The sequence below is a fragment of the Mycobacterium sp. WMMD1722 genome (assembly GCF_049315205.1).
In the GTDB taxonomy this organism is placed as follows: Bacteria; Actinomycetota; Actinomycetes; order Mycobacteriales; family Mycobacteriaceae; genus Mycobacterium.
The window spans coordinates 3,614,844-3,629,537 of the sequence record NZ_CP186056.1 but is presented as its reverse complement, the minus strand read 5'-3'; the positions used below and the strand labels follow the sequence as shown (position 1 = coordinate 3,629,537).

Genomic DNA, 14,694 nt, shown 5'->3' with positions numbered 1-14,694 from the left:
TGACCCACCTCACCGCCGACGCTCAGGTGTCGATGTGAAGCGGACGGGTCATTTCACCCACCTCTCGCATCACCTCGTCGGCGAGTTCCTCGAAGGAGCGGTTCTCGCCGGCACGGATCCATCGGCCGAAGGTGATGCCGAAGACCACAACCCCGGTCTGCGCGCAGACGGCGGCGGTGAGTTCGTCGACGTCGCGGTCCCGCAGTGCGTCGCCGAGTGCGTCACCGAGGAGCATCAGCTTGAGCGCTTCGCGTTCCTGCAGGGCCGGGTTGTCGTCGATCACCCGCTGACGGGTCCGGGAGTGTCTGCGCTTGTCCTCGGGGAAGAACCCGGCCGCAGATCGAACTGCGTTGCCGGCCAACAGGATCGGAGCCATACCGAGCGGCGCGTCACGGACCCCGGAGACGAACGCGTCGGTCAGTGACTGCTGGCCGTAGAACAGCACCTCGCGTTTGTCCGAGAAATGCCGGAAAAACGTCCGTTCGGTGACCCCGGCCGCCTGGGCGATCTCGGTGGCGGTGGTCTGCTCGTAGCCGCGGGCGGCGAAGAGGTCCAGCGCCGCGCGCTGCAACCGCTCGGGTGTGTCCGGAACCCACCGCACCATGTCGGCAAGTGTAGTGATGACAGGAACTGCCATCGAGCGTACCGTCGTTTATGTCAGTCACTGACATAAACGAGGAGATTCGCATGCTTGTCTTCATCACCGGAGCGTCCGGCTGGATCGGATCCGCGGTCGTCGACGATCTGCTCGCCGCGGGCCACCAGGTCACCGGCCTGGCCCGCTCGGACGCTTCCGCGGCCCGGCTCGAGGCCAAGGGCGCCGGGGTACGTCGCGGCGACCTCGACGACCTGGGCGCCATCCGCGCCGGTGCGCACCAGGCCGACGCCACCATCCACCTGGCCAACAAGCACGACTGGGCCGACATGGCGACGACCAACGCCGCCGAACGGGCGGCCGTCCAGACGATCGGGGACACCCTGTCCGGTAGCGGCAGGCCGTTCCTGCTGGCCTCGGGATTGTTCGGCCTCGCGACGGGCCGGCCGGCCACCGAAGCCGACGCCGCTCCCTTCCACGGCCCCGATTCGATGCGCGGGGGCAGCGAGAACCTGGCCCTGGACTTCGTCGAGCGCGGCGTGCGCTCGGTGAGCCTGCGGTTCGCGCCCACCGTCCACGGCACCGGCGACCACGGTTTCATCGCCCACCTGGCCGGGATCGCCCGCGAGCGCGGCGTATCGGGCTACCCGGATGACGGTGCCAACCGCTGGGCGGCGGTGCACATCGCCGATGCCGCCCGCATGGTCACCCTCGGCCTGGAGCAGGCGCCCGCCGGTACCCGGTTGCACGCCGTTGCCGAAGAGGGCGTGCCCACCCGGGTCATCGCCGAGGCGATCGGCCGGGCGTTCGACCTTCCTGTCGCCTCCGTCCCGGCCGAGCGGGTCGACGAGCACTTCGGGTGGATCGGTCGCTTCTTCGCCGCCGACCTGACCACGAGCAGCGAGGCCACCCGGCGGCTCCTCGGCTGGACGCCCGCCGGACCTACGCTGATCGACGACATCGACGGGGGCGCCTACCGGGTGGGCGCCGACCGGGCCGACTCGGTTTGGCGCTGATTTCTCCAGGCCGCTAAGTTGCCAGGGGTGATGTCCTCAGTGGCCGGCGCCGTCGCCCGGTGGATCTCCCCTTTCCTGGCTGTCGCCACCGTGGCCGGTGTGGGTCTGATCGCCGCACCCGAGTTCGCTGCGCAGGAGCCGGCGGTGCGCCTGGTCAGCGATGCGAACCCGCTGGTCGGGCGGCCGTTCTACGTCAACCCGAACTCGAAGGGAACGCGGGCTGCGGCGGGCAATCCGGACCCGCTGCTGAACGCGGTGGTCAACACGCCGACCGCCTACTGGATGGATCATCTGTCCACACCGGCCGTCGATGCGAAATACATCGCCGACGCCCAGGCGGCCGGCACCATCCCGATCCTTGCGCTCTACGGGATCCCGAACCGCGACTGCGGCAGCTTCGCCGCGGGCGGGTTCGGCTCCGGTGATTCCTACCGCGCGTGGATCGACGGCGTCGCCGGCGCCATCGGCGGTGGGCCCGCCGCGGTCATCCTCGAGCCCGACGCGCTGGCGATGGCAGACTGCCTGTCGCCCGATCAGCAGCAGGAACGCTTCGACCTGATCCGCTACGCCGTCGACACACTCACCCGCAACCCGGGCACCGCCGTCTACGTCGATGCCGGCCACGCCCGCTGGGTGCCCGCCGATGTCATGGCCGGCCGGCTGAACCAGGTCGACATCCAGAAGGCCCGCGGCTTCAGCCTCAACACCGCGAACTTCTTCACCACCGAGGAATCCGTCGGATACGGCAACGCCGTGTCCGGCATGGTCGGCGGGAAGCCGTTCGTCATCGACACCTCGCGCAACGGCGCCGGTCCGGTCGAGGGTGACCCGCTGTACTGGTGTAACCCGAGCGGCCGGGCGCTGGGCGTCGCACCCACCACCAACACCGGCAATCCACAGGTCGACGCCTTCCTGTGGGTCAAGCGGCCCGGCGAGTCCGACGGCTCGTGCCGTGGCGCGCCCAGTGCGGGCACCTTCGTCAGCCAGTATGCGATCGATCTGGCCCGCAACGCCGGCTGGTGACGCCCGCGGGCAGCATCGGCTCGAGGACCTCGAATTCGCTCCTGCTCACCCACGACGGGTTGGCCTGTTGCGGTGAGCGGAACACCTCCATGCCGGCCAGTGCCGGCACGGTGGCCAGTTCAGCGGCCGTCACCGGCGACCCGAACAGCCGAACGGCAACGGGCACATGCAGATTCCCGTCGTCGGCTGTCACCGCGCCGGTGACCTCGCCCGCACCCCAGATGCCGCGCTGCGGATGCGCCACCACCCAGAACAGCACGCGCTGACCGGGTCGCATCAGCCGGGACCGGTAGTTGTCGGCGACACACCAGGACGGTTTCGCCGCGCCCGCGGCCACCATCGGCGCCAGCGGTGTCCGCCGCGGGTTGCACTTGATCACCCACGCACCCAGCACGTCCAGGGACACCATGCTGCTCACCTGCGGTGAGCTCAGCCGGCCGCCCCGTCGCCCGGTGTGTTGAGTCGCTCGGCGACGAAGGCGGCGGCCTGATCGGCCATCCCGTTGCTCTTGTAGGCGCTGTGGGCGGCGCGGTCGAATCCGCCGGGGAAGCACACGGGATCCCCTGGGGCGCACAGCTGGATCGTCTTCGCCGAGTAGAGCTGACCCACGGTGATGGGCGGTGCAGCCCGGTCGACCAGGTTGAGGAACCAGTTGTCCGGCGTGCCGAACAGGGCCACCGCGGCCACGTGCTGCGCCGTGGCCGGCGGCATCGGGCCGGTGATGCCCGGGGGAAGGGCCAACCCGGGCGGCACCGCATCGAACGTGGTGTAGGCGGCCACCGCGGCGCCCTGGGAGTAGCCACCCAGCACGATCTTGGTGTCGGGGCATGTGGCGGCGATCGCGTCGATTCTTCGGCTGGCATCGACGACGCCGTCGGCTGCCGCCGGGAAGTCCAGCGTCGCAGGGTAATTCACCGGATAGACGTCGACCGGAGTGCCGCCCATGCGGGCGTCGAGGGCGTCGATGAACGCCTGGCCGGTGGCGCCCACACCCGGCGCCTCGAAGGTGCCCCGGGCGAACACCACCTCGACAGCGGGGCACGGCCCGGAAGGTTCGGCCGCCGCGATGCCCGCAGCCTGCGGTCCCATCGCGGCGAGGACGGACACGGCTGCCGCGGCGCAGCCGCCGAGGATGCGGGCCCGGTCACTGAAGCTCTTGCTCGAGGTGGTCATGGGCACAACCCTTCCGCAGCGTGCACGACAAAGCATCTCTGCTGGCGCCCACAGTATTCGCACAGCCCGCTGCAAGCGGACATACCTGCTAGCTGGTAGTGCTAGTCGCGCTCCTGCACGTGCGCGGCGACCCACTGGGCGGCGAGCTTCACCAATCCCGACTGTGGATAGCTCACGTGGGCGTCGAAATCCTCTCCCATCGAGCACACCGGATCGTTGGTGTTGCAGAGGTCTGCGGTGCGGGCCCCGAAATCCGGGCTCAACCGGGTCAACGGCTGCCCGAGGCGCGCGGACGGATTACCGAAAACAGTGATGGCGGCGATATGGGGGATGGCCGCGGCCGGCAACGGTGCGCTGTAGCCCATTCCTGCGACCGGGGACGTCGCGACGATGTCCACGACCGCGGCGCCCTGAGAGTACCCACCGAGCACTATTTTGGTGTTCGGGCACCGGGCGGCCGTCGACTGGACACGCAGGCTGGCGTCATTGGCGCCGGCCGCGGCCTTGAGGAAGTCCCACGACGCCGGGTACTTCACCGCATAGGTCGTCACGGACTGACCCTTGACCATCGGCTTGAGCGTGTCGACCAGTGCCTTTCCGACCGCTCCGATGCCTGGTGGCTCGTCGGTGCCCCGGGCGAAGATCACCTCGATGTCGGAGCACTTGTCCGCCGCGTTCGCCGTCGGAACCCCGGACAGCGCGGCTGCCGCCAGGGCGGCGGACAGCGCGATTGCCCGCGCCACGGTGCCGCGCCGGATCACGTCGATGGACACGGCCCCTCCTCGACCGGAACAATTTCGCAATATGTCTACCCAATAGTCCCAGAAGTCACTCCAGTCACAAAGGGCCATTCGTCCCTAGCCCTGTGACCAGCTGTTGCGGGCGGGTCAGCTGCTGCCGTAGTCGGGCAGCGGCACCCTGGCACCGGCGATGTCGCCGACGCCGCGGCCGGCCGCCGCGGTGACCGCCCGGCCGACCGGGCTGGCGGCCAGCCGGGCGCCCGTGTGTAGCAGCCGGATGCCGACGGCCGAGCGCGGATTCGCCATTCGCAGCGTGCGCTCGCGGACCCGGGGCGCGGTCTGCACGAAGGGCTGCATCGCGCGCTGGTACCGATCGAGGGCGACGCCGACGTCGGCGCCGGCGGAAATCTCCCCGGCCAGGATGTAAGCGCCGATGAGCGCGAGGCTGGTCCCCGCACCGCCGAAGGTCGCGTTGCAGAACGCCGCGTCGCCGAGCAGCGTGACCCGGCCGCTGCTCCACCGGGACGGATGGACCTGTCCGACCGCGGAGAAGTACATCGGCGCGCCGTCGCGTAGTTCGTCGATGATGCGGGGGGCGGCTCCGCCGACATCGGCGAAGGTGCGCTGCAGGATCGCGATCTGATCGTCGCGGGTGAGGGTTTCCAGACCGCGGACGTCGGCCATGAAGGTCAGCACCGCGCGGGTGGTGCCCAGATTGTCCGGGCGCAGGTGCACCGCGCGTGACCGGGTCACGTGCTGCCAGGTCCACCAGCGGTCATCGGTGCCGATGCGGGGCAGGGTCACATAGGCGAAGTACATTCCGAGCGGCTGCACCTCGGCCGCGGTGACGAACCGGCGCGAGCGTGAGTGCAAACCCTCGGCGATGATGACCAGATCGGTGTCCAGCTCGGTGCCGTCATCGAGCACGGTGGTGACATGGCTGCCGCGGTCGGCGAGATCGGCGATCCGGCGGTCGAAGAGGTAGTCGGTGTCGGTGGCGGTCCGGTCGATGAGGATGCGGGAGAGCTCACCGCGCAGGATCTCCAACTCCGCTGTGGGACCATCGGTTCCGCCCGGCTCGCCGACCGGGAACGAGGCCGCGGCGCTGCCGTCGGCCCGGACGAAGCGGGTGCCGATCTCGCCGGTGTTGGCCGCGCGGACGTCGCCGTCGATACCCATTCGTCGCACCACCTCCCGCGCGGCGCCCCGAATGTCGACGTTCTGTCCCTCGTCACGCCGCTGGGGATGGCGCTCGACGACGGTCGTCCGCCAGCCCCGCTGTGCGAGCTGATGGGCCGCTGCCGGGCCCGCGATCCCTGCGCCGGAGATCAATGCGTGTCGGGTCACCGCCATACGACGGCGGATACCCCGATTGCCTGCGGCCCTGATCGGACCGACGGACGTGGTCACGCTTCCGTCACAGGCGTGGGTGCGACGATGGGGCCGTGACCGCAACACTCGTCGCGAAGAACGTGGCCGGCGGCTTCGCCCACCGAACCCTCTTTGAAGGCGTCGACCTCACCGTGGCCCCCGGCGACGTGATCGGGGTGGTCGGCGCCAACGGCGCCGGTAAGAGCACGCTGTTGCGGATACTGGTGGGCGATCTCGACGTGCTCGAAGGCACGGTCAGCCTGGCGCCGGCGGACGCCTTCGTCGGCTGGCTGCCGCAGGAGCACGAACGCGTGCCGGGGGAGACGGTCGCGGCCTACATCGCCCGCCGCGCGGGCTGTACCGCCGCCACCGTGGCCATGGAGGCCGCCGCGGCGGCGCTGGCCGACCCGCACCCCGCCGCCGGTATGGATCCCTCAGCCGAATACGCGGTGGCACTGGACCATTGGCTGGCCACCGGAGCGGCGGACCTCGACGAGCGGTTGCCCGCTGTGTTGGCCGATCTCGGCCTGGACTCCGAGGATGTGCAGCCGGATTCGACACCGATGAGCGCCCTGTCGGGCGGGCAGGCGGCCCGGGTGGGGCTGGCCGCGCTCCTGGTGTCGCGATTCGACATCGTCCTGCTCGACGAACCGACCAACGATCTGGATCTGGACGGGCTGGAACGTCTGGAGCGATTCGTCCGCGACCTGCGCGGGGGCGTCGTGTTGGTCAGCCACGACCGGGAGTTCCTGTCGCGCTGTGTCACCCGGGTGCTGGAACTCGACCTCGCGCAGAACCGCAGCACGGTCTTCGGCGGCGGATACGACAGTTATCTCGAGGAGCGTGAGGTGGCCCGCCGGCACCGGCGCGAGCAGTATGACGAATTCGCCGAGAAGAGGGCCGATCTGGTGACCCGCGCCCGCATCCAGCGGGAGTGGTCGAGCCAGGGCGTGCGCAATGCGATGCGCAAAGCGCCCGACAACGACAAGAACCGGCGGCGGGCGCAGACCGAGTCGAGCGAGAAGCAGGCGCAGAAGGTGCGGCAGATGGAGAGCCGGATCGCCCGCCTCGAGGAGGTCGAAGAGCCCCGTAAGGAGTGGACCCTGCAGTTCACCATCGGCGCGGCGCCGCGCTCGAGTGCGGTGGTGGCCACCCTCGACAACGCCGTGGTGCGTCAGGGCGATCACGTTCTCGGCCCGGTGTCGTTGCAGGTCGACGCCGGCGAGCGGATCGGGATCACCGGACCCAACGGGGCCGGGAAGTCGACGCTGCTGCGGCTGCTGCTCGGGCACCGCCGACCCGAGGAGGGGCGGGCGAGCCTCGGCGCCAGCATCGCGGTCGGTGAGATCGACCAGGCGCGTGCGGGTTTCACCGGTCACGACCCTCTGGTCGAGCGTTTCGAACAAAACCTGCCCACCTGGACCACAGCCGATATCCGCACGCTGCTCGTCAAGTTCGGCTTGCGTGCCGATCACGTCGAGCGCCCGGTCGACGACTTGTCTCCCGGCGAGCGGACCCGGGCCGCGATGGCGCTGCTGCAGGCGACCGGGACCAATGTGCTGGTGCTCGACGAGCCGACCAACCACCTCGACCTGCCGGCGATCGAGCAGCTCGAGGCGGCCCTCGACGCCTATCAGGGAACGCTGCTGCTGGTGACCCATGACCGCCGGATGCTGCAGAACGTCCGGCTGGACCGCAGATGGTCGGTGGTCGGCGGCCGGGTCAGCGAGCTCTGAGCTGGTAACCGGCGCCGCACGGACTGTCACCCACCCGCGGGGTCCCACCCCTGCATCGCGGCATCCATCCGGTTCTCGTCGAGCGCCTCGACCTCGAGCGGGCGCTGTCCCTGACACTGGCGCATGCCGTCGAGCAGGAGCGCCACATAGCGCCGCCAGAGCTGAGGTTCCACCTGACCGGCCCATTCGCTGACCGTCCCGGCGAGCAGTCCGAGGACCGGCATGTCGGTGGACTCGACATCGGGTCGTAGATACCCGTCGGCGCGGGCTCGCTCGACCAGTTTCTTGATGTGCGGGACGAGACGATCACGCGACGACGCCACCCGCTGGCCGCCGTAGCACTTGCTGTAGACCATTTCCCGCAGGCCGCGATCGGTGGCGGTCAGTTCACACAGCTGCTCGACGAACCACACGAATCCGTCCCACGAATCGTTGTGGCGCAGAGCGGTTTCGGCGAAGCACACCAGCTGGTCGATGGCATCCTCGAAGATGGCCTCGACCAGTTCCTCTTTGGTTGCGAAGCGCCGGTAGACGGTACCGACGCCGACGTTGGCGTATTTGGCCACATCGTTGAGCGTGGCCTCCATGCCCCGGGCGGCGAACAGCTCGCGCGCCGCCATGAGGACGCGCTGCCGATTACGTTCGGCGTCCTTGCGCAGTCCGCGGCAGGGTTTGTCAATCACGCGGCCAGTTTAGTGATACGGCTAACTCACCGTCGATAACCGGATTGACTCTATCCACTTTCGGACTTAGGTTACCTATCTAGATCAGCCGGAGTTGTTCAGCGCGGCCGGCACCCGCTCGAAAGGCACGACGTGACCGCAGTCTTCGCGATGCTCAAACGTGTCTGGTTGCCGTTGTTGTTCGTGGTCGCCCTGGCCGTCGGTGCGGTGACGGTGTCCCATCTGCGGTCGGTGTTCGGCTCTGACGGCGCGGTGGTCACCCCGGTGGGCAACGACACCGCCGACAACTTCAACCCCAAGGTCGTCGTCTACGAGGTGTTCGGAAGCGGCAACACCGCGGTGATCAACTACACCGACCTGGACGGTCTGCCGCAGCGCACCGGTGAGGTCAGCCTCCCCTGGTCGCTGCGGTTGGAGACGACGGTGCCGTCGGTGATGCCCAACCTCCTCGTCCAAGGTGACGGCCAGTCCATCGGCTGTCGCGTCACCGTCGACGACGAGGTGAAAGACGAGAGGACGGCTCAGGGAGTGCACGCGGCGACCTACTGCCTGGTGAAGGCGGCATGAGCGAACCTTGCGAGCGGATCGAGCGCAGATGACCACCGTCACCGACGACACCCCGACCGACGCGATTCCACCGGCACCGCACGCCGCCCGACCGCGGCTGGCCCGGTTCATCCGCACGTTCGCCGTGCCGATCGTGCTGGCGTGGGTGGTCATCGTCGGACTGCTCAACACCGTTGTGCCGCAACTCGAAGAGGTCGGCAAACTGCGGGCGGTGTCGATGAGCCCGAACGACGCGCCCGCGCTGGTGGCGACCAAGCGGGTCGGTGAGGTGTTCGAGGAGTACGACACCAACAGCAATGTGATGATCGTGCTCGAAGGCGAGGATCCCCTCGGCGCGGACGCCCACACGTACTACGACGAGTTGATCCGCGAGATGCGCGCCGACACCGTCCACGTGCAGCACGTCCAGGACTTCTGGGGCGACACCCTGACCGCAGCCGGTGCTCAGAGCATCGACGGCAAGGCTGCGTACGTCCAGGTCTACATCGCCGGCGACCAGGGCGAGGCGCTCGCCAATGAATCCGTGGAAGCCGTGCGCGCAATCGTCGACCGTGTCCATCCGCCGGACGGAGTACGCGCCTATGTGACGGGTCCGGCGGCGACGACGACCGACCAGAACGCCGTCGGCGACGCCAGCATGAAGACCATCGAGATGCTGACGTTCGCCGTCATCATCGTGATGCTCCTGCTGGTGTACCGGTCGGTGGTGACGGTGGCGATCACCATGGTGATGGTGGTCGTCGGGCTGATGTCCGCGCGCGGAATCGTGGCCTTCCTCGGATATCACGACGTGTTCGGCCTCACCACGTTCGCGACCAACATGGTCGTCACCCTGGCCATCGCCGCGGCAACCGACTACGCCATCTTCCTGATCGGCCGCTATCAGGAAGCGCGCCGGAACGGCGAAGACCGGGAATCGGCCTATTACACGATGTTTCACGGGACGGCGCACGTCGTCCTGGCGTCCGGTCTGACCATCGCCGGGGCCACGCTGTGCCTGCACTTCACCCGGCTGCCCTACTTCCAGACGATGGGCTTCCCGCTGTCGATCGGCATGGCGATCGTGGTCGCTGCGGCGCTGACCATGGGCCCGGCGCTCATCTCGATCACCAGCCGGTTCGGGCGGGTCCTGGAGCCCCGGCGCTGGGGGCGGGCCCGCGGATGGCGTCGGATCGGCGCGGCAACGGTGCGCTGGCCGGGTGCCGTGCTGGTGATGGCGGTCGTCCTGGCGCTGGTCGGGTTGCTCACTCTGCCCGGTTACCACACCACCTACAACGACCGGATCTTCCAGCCCGCCGACGTGCCGGCGAACATCGGCTACGCCGCAGCCAATCGGCACTTCTCCGAGGCGAAGATGAACCCCGAGCTGGTGATGGTGGAGGCCGACCACGACCTGCGCAACCCCGCGGATTTCCTGGTGATCGACAAGATCGCCAAAGCGATGGTCCGGGTCCATGGCATCGCCCAGGTGCAGACCATCACCCGGCCTGACGGCAAACCGGTCGAACACGCGTCCCTGGCGTACACGATGAGTCAAAGCGGCACCGGCCAACTCATGAACAACGACTATCAGCAGACGGTCCTGGCGAACACCCTCAAACAGGCCGACGAGCTGCTGACGACCATCGCCTCGATGGAGAAGATGCAGTCGATCACGCTGCAGATGGCCGACGTCACCCGGCGGATGTCCGACAAGTTCTCCAACACCTCGGCCGACACCCAGGAGATCCGCGACCATCTGGCCGACTTCGACGACTTCTTCCGCCCGATCCGCAACTACTTCTACTGGGAACCGCACTGTTTCGACATCCCGATCTGCTGGTCGCTGCGGTCGCTGTTCGACACCCTCGACGGCATCAATACGCTCTCGGATGACTTCCAGGATCTGGTGCCCGACATCCAGCAGCTCGCCGAGCTGACCCCGCAGCTGGCGGCGCTGATGCCGGCGATGATCCAGACGATGAAGAACCAGAGGCAGTATCTGCTCAACCAGTACCAGGCGCAGAAGGCCCAGCAGGACCAGAACATCGCCACCCAGGAGGACGCCACCGCGATGGGCAAGGCGTTCGACGCCGCCCAGAACGACGACAACTTCTACCTGCCCCCGGAGGCGTTCCAGACAGCCGACTTCCAGCGCGGCATCAAGCTGTTCCTCTCGCCCGACGGACATGCCGTGCGCTTCACGGTGTTCCACCAGGGCGATCCGCTGACCGAAGAGGGCACCGCCCATATCGAACCGCTGCGGATCGCGGCCGCGGACGCCATCAAGGGCACGCCGCTGGAAGGCTCGACCATCTACGTCGGCGGTAGCGCGGCGATGTTCAAGGACATGCAACAGGGTGCCGACTACGACCTGCTGATCGCCGCGGTGTCCGCGCTGATCCTCATTTTCCTCATCATGGTCGTCCTCACCAGAGCGATCGCGGCGGCAGCGGTGATCGTCGGCACCGTCGTGCTGAGTCTGGGTGCGTCGTTCGGATTGTCGGTGTTGTTGTGGCAGCACCTGATCGGTATCCCGCTGCACTGGATGGTGCTGCCGATGTCGGTCATCGTGCTGCTCGCGGTCGGCGCGGACTACAACCTGCTACTGGTGTCCCGCATGCGCGAGGAGATGCACGCCGGGTTGAACATCGGGATCATCCGGTCGATGGCCGGAACGGGATCAGTGGTCACCGCCGCCGGACTGGTGTTCGCCTTCACCATGATGTCCATGGCGAGCAGCAAGCTCATCGTGATCGGACAGGTCGGCACCACCATCGGCCTGGGCCTGCTCTTCGACACCCTCGTGGTGCGGTCCCTGATGACGCCGTCGTTGGCCGCGCTGCTGGGCCGCTGGTTCTGGTGGCCGCAGAACGTGCGCCGTCGCCCGAAACCACAGCCGTGGCCGCAGCCCCTGGCGCCGGCCGAGTCGGGCTGAGCGGCCGGGCCTTCAGAACTGGTGCTCGCCGCCGTCGATGTCCAGATTCGCCCCGTACATGAAGCTGCTCTCGTCGGAGGCCAGGAACGCAACCGCGGCGGCCACCTCCTCCGCGCGGCCCAGCCGCCCGATCGGGACCCCCTCGGCGAGTTGGGCTTTGAAGGCCGCACCGGCCTCGGCCCCGACGACCTTGTCCACCGCCGGGGTGTCGATCGAGCCGGGCGAGATCGTGTTGACCCGCACGCCGCGGTCTTTGAGCTCGTTGGCCCACGTCCGCGCGAGGGACCGCACCGCGGCCTTCGACGCGGCGTAGAGCCCGAAGTTCTTCCAACCGTCGTCCGCGCGGATGGAGGAGTTGAGAATGACCGACGCGGCCGGGTTGAACAGCGGGACGGCCTTCTGCACGGTGAGCCACGTTCCCCGGACGTTCACGCCGAAGTTCTGGTCGTAGTGCTCCTCGGTTGCCTCCGCCAGCGGCGCGAGCACCGCGAGACCGGCGTTGGCGAACAAGGCGTCGATCCCCCTGCCGCGGGCCCGCACGGCGTCGTAGAGCCGATCGAGGTCGTCAGCCGAGGAGATGTCGCCCACCACCGTCGTGCACGCGGGTCCGATCGACTGCGCGGCGGCCTCGAGTTCGGCTTTCCGACGCCCGGTGACGAACACGTGGGCGCCCTCGTCGGCCAGTCGGCGCGCGGCCGCGAACCCGATTCCGTCGCTGCCGCCGGTGACGACCGCGGTGCGCCCCTCGAGTGATCCCATGCCGCCGCTCCTCCACTTCAGTATCGATCGGTACGAAAAGGACGTTAGCACTTCTGTATCGATCGGTACACAACGGTAGGATCGAGGTGCCATGGACGCCACGACAGCGAAGTCCCTCGGTCGACCCCGGGGCTTCGACACCGACGATGCGCTCGAGCGCGCGATGGTGGTGTTCTGGGAGCACGGGTACGAGGGCGCAAGCCTCACCGATCTGACCGATGCCATGGGCATCACCCGAACCAGCATGTACGCCGCATTCGGCAACAAAGAGGCGCTGTTCCGGGCGGCCCTGCAGCGCTACCTCGCCGGGCCGGGCGGCTACCTCATCCGCGCGCTGCAGGAGCCGACAGCCCTGCGGGTGGCGCAGGCCTTCCTGCTCGGAGCGGTTCAGACGACCACTCGGCCCGACACGCCGCGGGGATGTCTGGTGGTGCAGGGATCGCTGGCGGCCGGTGCGGCCGGGTGGGCGGCCCGCCGGGCATTGACCGACTGTCGGGAAGACGCCTGGTTGCGGCTGCGCGGCCGCTTCGTCGAGGCGCTCGACGCCGGGGATCTCCCCCCGGAAACCGATCCGGGCCTGCTGGCGCGCTATGTCATGGCCGTCGCCAACGGGATCGCCGTGCAGGCCGCCGGCGGCACGGATGCCGCGGTCCTGCAGCGCGTGGCCGACGCGGCGCTGCGCACCTGGCCGCCCATCTGAGCGGTCCGACTCTTGAGGGTGGTGCGGCCGCCCCGATCGTGTGAGGCGGGCGAAACATGCCGGAAACATGATCGCCGTTTCGTTGAAACGCGCGGCCGACATTCTCGTTCGGGACCGTCGAAGGAGACCGGACATTGCCCGACATCGATACCGCCGCCACGGCCTGGCTGCTGATCAGCACCGCCCTCGTCCTGCTGATGACTCCGGGGCTGGCCATCTTCTACGGCGGCATGGTGCGCACGACCGGCGTGCTCAACATGATCATGATGAGCTTCATCGCCATCCCGCTGGTCACGGTGTCCTGGCTGCTGGTCGGGTACAGCCTGGCGTTCACCGGTGAGGGCGCCGGAGGCTTCATCGGCGGTCTCTCGCACATCGGTATGAGCGGGATCGGGCCGGACACCGTGCACGGTGGACAGGTCCCCGAGTTGTTGTTCGCCACCTTCCAGCTCAGCTTCGCCATCATCACCGCGGCGCTGGTCAGTGGCGCGATCGCCGACCGGGCGAAATTCGCCGCCTGGGTGGTGTTCGTGCCCGTCTGGGCGGTGGTGGTGTATGCCGTTGTCGCGCATTGGGTCTGGGCGCCCGGCGGATGGCTGTTCCGGCTGGGGGTGCTCGACTACGCCGGTGGTCTGGTGGTTGAGATCGTCTCGGGCGCATCGGCTTTGGCGCTCGCCCTGGTGCTCGGACCGCGCATCGGGTTCAAGAAGGAGGCCATGCGGCCGCACAATCTGCCCTTCGTTCTGCTCGGCGTGGGTCTGTTGTGGTTCGGGTGGTTCGGCTTCAACGCCGGATCGGCGTTGGCCGCCAACGGCACCGCTGCCGCGATCTTTCTCAACACGCTGGTCGCCGGTTGCCTGGGAATGCTGGGCTGGCTCACCGTCGAGCAGGTGCGTGACGGCAAACCCACGACGTTCGGCGCGGCGTCGGGCGTGGTGGCCGGCCTGGTCGCGATCACCCCTTCGTGCGGGACGGTCAACACCCTCGGTGCGGTGGTCGTCGGGCTGGTGGCCGGCGTCGTCTGCGCCTTCGCGATCGGACTGAAGTTCCGCCTCGGCTACGACGACTCCCTCGACGTGGTCGGCGTGCACTTCGTCGGCGGGGTGGTCGGCGTGCTGTTGATCGGGCTGCTTGCCACCGACGTGATGACCGGCGGCCCCCGCGGACTGCTCTACGGGGGCGGACTCGGCCAGCTCGGCAAGCAGGCATTCGCCGTCCTGGTGGTGGCCGCATACGCGTTCCTGGCGTCCTTCATGCTGGCCAAGCTGATCGACCGAATCATGGGATTCCGGATCAGCGCCGAGGACGAGACCTCCGGCGTGGACTTCTCGCAGCACGCGGAGACCGCCTACGCCGAGGGTGTGCACGGTCACGGAGCACCTCGACGACCGGGCGCGCCGACCTGATCGAGGCG

14 protein-coding genes are annotated in these 14,694 nt (G+C 68.5%); 7 read left to right on the top strand and 7 right to left on the bottom strand.

Annotated elements, in window-relative coordinates; all coding sequences use genetic code 11:
* Positions 1-22 precede the first annotated feature (22 nt).
* A complete protein-coding gene (locus ACN27E_RS17365; protein WP_422743313.1) occupies positions 23-604 on the bottom strand; it encodes a TetR/AcrR family transcriptional regulator in 582 nt (193 codons plus the stop codon).
* Between the two features lie 83 nt (positions 605-687).
* On the opposite strand from ACN27E_RS17365, the gene ACN27E_RS17360 reads away from it, so the two are divergent.
* Together ACN27E_RS17360 and ACN27E_RS17355 are read left to right on the top strand one after the other, a co-directional pair.
* The gene (locus tag ACN27E_RS17360) at positions 688-1,611 is read left to right on the top strand and encodes an SDR family oxidoreductase (RefSeq protein ID WP_422743311.1); all 924 of its coding nucleotides are present in this window, start codon (positions 688-690) and stop codon (positions 1,609-1,611) included.
* A 30-nt stretch (positions 1,612-1,641) separates the two neighbouring features.
* Entirely contained in the window at positions 1,642-2,634 is a 993-nt protein-coding gene (locus ACN27E_RS17355; protein WP_422743309.1) for a glycoside hydrolase family 6 protein, read from the top strand.
* Here the strand turns inward: ACN27E_RS17355 and ACN27E_RS17350 are convergent.
* The 4 genes from ACN27E_RS17350 to ACN27E_RS17335 form a co-directional block, all read right to left on the bottom strand.
* On the bottom strand, positions 2,591-3,043 hold the full coding sequence (locus ACN27E_RS17350; protein WP_422749948.1) for an EVE domain-containing protein: 453 nt from the start codon (positions 3,041-3,043) through the stop codon (positions 2,591-2,593). The genes ACN27E_RS17355 and ACN27E_RS17350 overlap by 44 nt on opposite strands.
* Positions 3,044-3,063: 20 nt before the next feature.
* Positions 3,064-3,807 (bottom strand): cutinase family protein, encoded by a 744-nt coding sequence (locus ACN27E_RS17345; RefSeq protein ID WP_422743307.1) that lies wholly within the window; start codon positions 3,805-3,807, stop codon positions 3,064-3,066.
* 101 nt (positions 3,808-3,908) lie between these two features.
* Complete coding sequence (locus ACN27E_RS17340; RefSeq protein ID WP_422743306.1) at positions 3,909-4,580, bottom strand: cutinase family protein; 672 nt, start codon at positions 4,578-4,580, stop codon at positions 3,909-3,911.
* Positions 4,581-4,694: 114 nt separating this feature from the next.
* A complete protein-coding gene (locus tag ACN27E_RS17335; RefSeq protein ID WP_422743304.1) occupies positions 4,695-5,900 on the bottom strand; it encodes an FAD-dependent monooxygenase in 1,206 nt (401 codons plus the stop codon).
* Positions 5,901-5,992: 92 nt separating this feature from the next.
* Between ACN27E_RS17335 and abc-f the strand changes: the two genes are divergently transcribed.
* Entirely contained in the window at positions 5,993-7,654 is a 1,662-nt protein-coding gene (gene abc-f / locus ACN27E_RS17330; RefSeq protein WP_422743302.1) for a ribosomal protection-like ABC-F family protein, read from the top strand.
* A gap of 26 nt (positions 7,655-7,680) precedes the next feature.
* Here abc-f and ACN27E_RS17325 read toward each other — a convergent pair whose 3' ends face one another.
* On the bottom strand, positions 7,681-8,337 hold the full coding sequence (locus ACN27E_RS17325; protein ID WP_422743300.1) for a TetR/AcrR family transcriptional regulator: 657 nt from the start codon (positions 8,335-8,337) through the stop codon (positions 7,681-7,683).
* A 150-nt stretch (positions 8,338-8,487) separates the two neighbouring features.
* On the opposite strand from ACN27E_RS17325, the gene ACN27E_RS17320 reads away from it, so the two are divergent.
* Positions 8,488-8,904, top strand: coding sequence for an MmpS family transport accessory protein (locus tag ACN27E_RS17320; RefSeq protein ID WP_422749946.1), 417 nt, complete (start codon positions 8,488-8,490; stop codon positions 8,902-8,904).
* Positions 8,905-8,932: 28 nt separating this feature from the next.
* Positions 8,933-11,821 carry an RND family transporter gene (locus tag ACN27E_RS17315; RefSeq protein WP_422743298.1) on the top strand — a complete coding sequence of 963 codons (2,889 nt, stop codon included), beginning with the start codon at positions 8,933-8,935 and terminating at the stop codon, positions 11,819-11,821.
* Between the two features lie 12 nt (positions 11,822-11,833).
* Here the strand turns inward: ACN27E_RS17315 and ACN27E_RS17310 are convergent, their stop codons facing one another.
* A complete protein-coding gene (locus ACN27E_RS17310) occupies positions 11,834-12,580 on the bottom strand; it encodes an SDR family NAD(P)-dependent oxidoreductase (protein ID WP_422743296.1) in 747 nt (248 codons plus the stop codon).
* Between the two features lie 91 nt (positions 12,581-12,671).
* On the opposite strand from ACN27E_RS17310, the gene ACN27E_RS17305 reads away from it, so the two are divergent.
* Both ACN27E_RS17305 and ACN27E_RS17300 read left to right on the top strand, forming a co-directional pair.
* Positions 12,672-13,280 carry a TetR/AcrR family transcriptional regulator gene (locus ACN27E_RS17305; RefSeq protein ID WP_422743294.1) on the top strand — a complete coding sequence of 203 codons (609 nt, stop codon included), beginning with the start codon at positions 12,672-12,674 and terminating at the stop codon, positions 13,278-13,280.
* A gap of 134 nt (positions 13,281-13,414) precedes the next feature.
* Positions 13,415-14,686: an ammonium transporter gene (locus ACN27E_RS17300; protein ID WP_422743293.1), complete on the top strand. Its 1,272-nt coding sequence runs from the start codon at positions 13,415-13,417 to the stop codon at positions 14,684-14,686.
* The last annotated feature ends 8 nt before the right edge of the window (positions 14,687-14,694 follow it).

Excerpts from the sequence above, each read along its gene's own strand:
- ACN27E_RS17350 (WP_422749948.1), bottom strand. The coding sequence starts at position 3,043 with ATGGTGTCCCTGGACGTGCTGGGTGCGTGGGTGATCAAGTGCAACCCG.
- ACN27E_RS17365 (WP_422743313.1), bottom strand. The coding sequence starts at position 604 with ATGGTGCGGTGGGTTCCGGACACACCCGAGCGGTTGCAGCGCGCGGCG.
- ACN27E_RS17355 (WP_422743309.1), top strand. The coding sequence starts at position 1,642 with ATGTCCTCAGTGGCCGGCGCCGTCGCCCGGTGGATCTCCCCTTTCCTG.
- ACN27E_RS17360 (WP_422743311.1), top strand. The coding sequence starts at position 688 with ATGCTTGTCTTCATCACCGGAGCGTCCGGCTGGATCGGATCCGCGGTC.
- ACN27E_RS17315 (WP_422743298.1), top strand. The coding sequence starts at position 8,933 with ATGACCACCGTCACCGACGACACCCCGACCGACGCGATTCCACCGGCA.
- ACN27E_RS17305 (WP_422743294.1), top strand. The coding sequence starts at position 12,672 with ATGGACGCCACGACAGCGAAGTCCCTCGGTCGACCCCGGGGCTTCGAC.
- ACN27E_RS17335 (WP_422743304.1), bottom strand. The coding sequence starts at position 5,900 with ATGGCGGTGACCCGACACGCATTGATCTCCGGCGCAGGGATCGCGGGC.
- ACN27E_RS17320 (WP_422749946.1), top strand. The coding sequence starts at position 8,488 with ATGCTCAAACGTGTCTGGTTGCCGTTGTTGTTCGTGGTCGCCCTGGCC.
- ACN27E_RS17310 (WP_422743296.1), bottom strand. The coding sequence starts at position 12,580 with ATGGGATCACTCGAGGGGCGCACCGCGGTCGTCACCGGCGGCAGCGAC.
- ACN27E_RS17345 (WP_422743307.1), bottom strand. The coding sequence starts at position 3,807 with ATGACCACCTCGAGCAAGAGCTTCAGTGACCGGGCCCGCATCCTCGGC.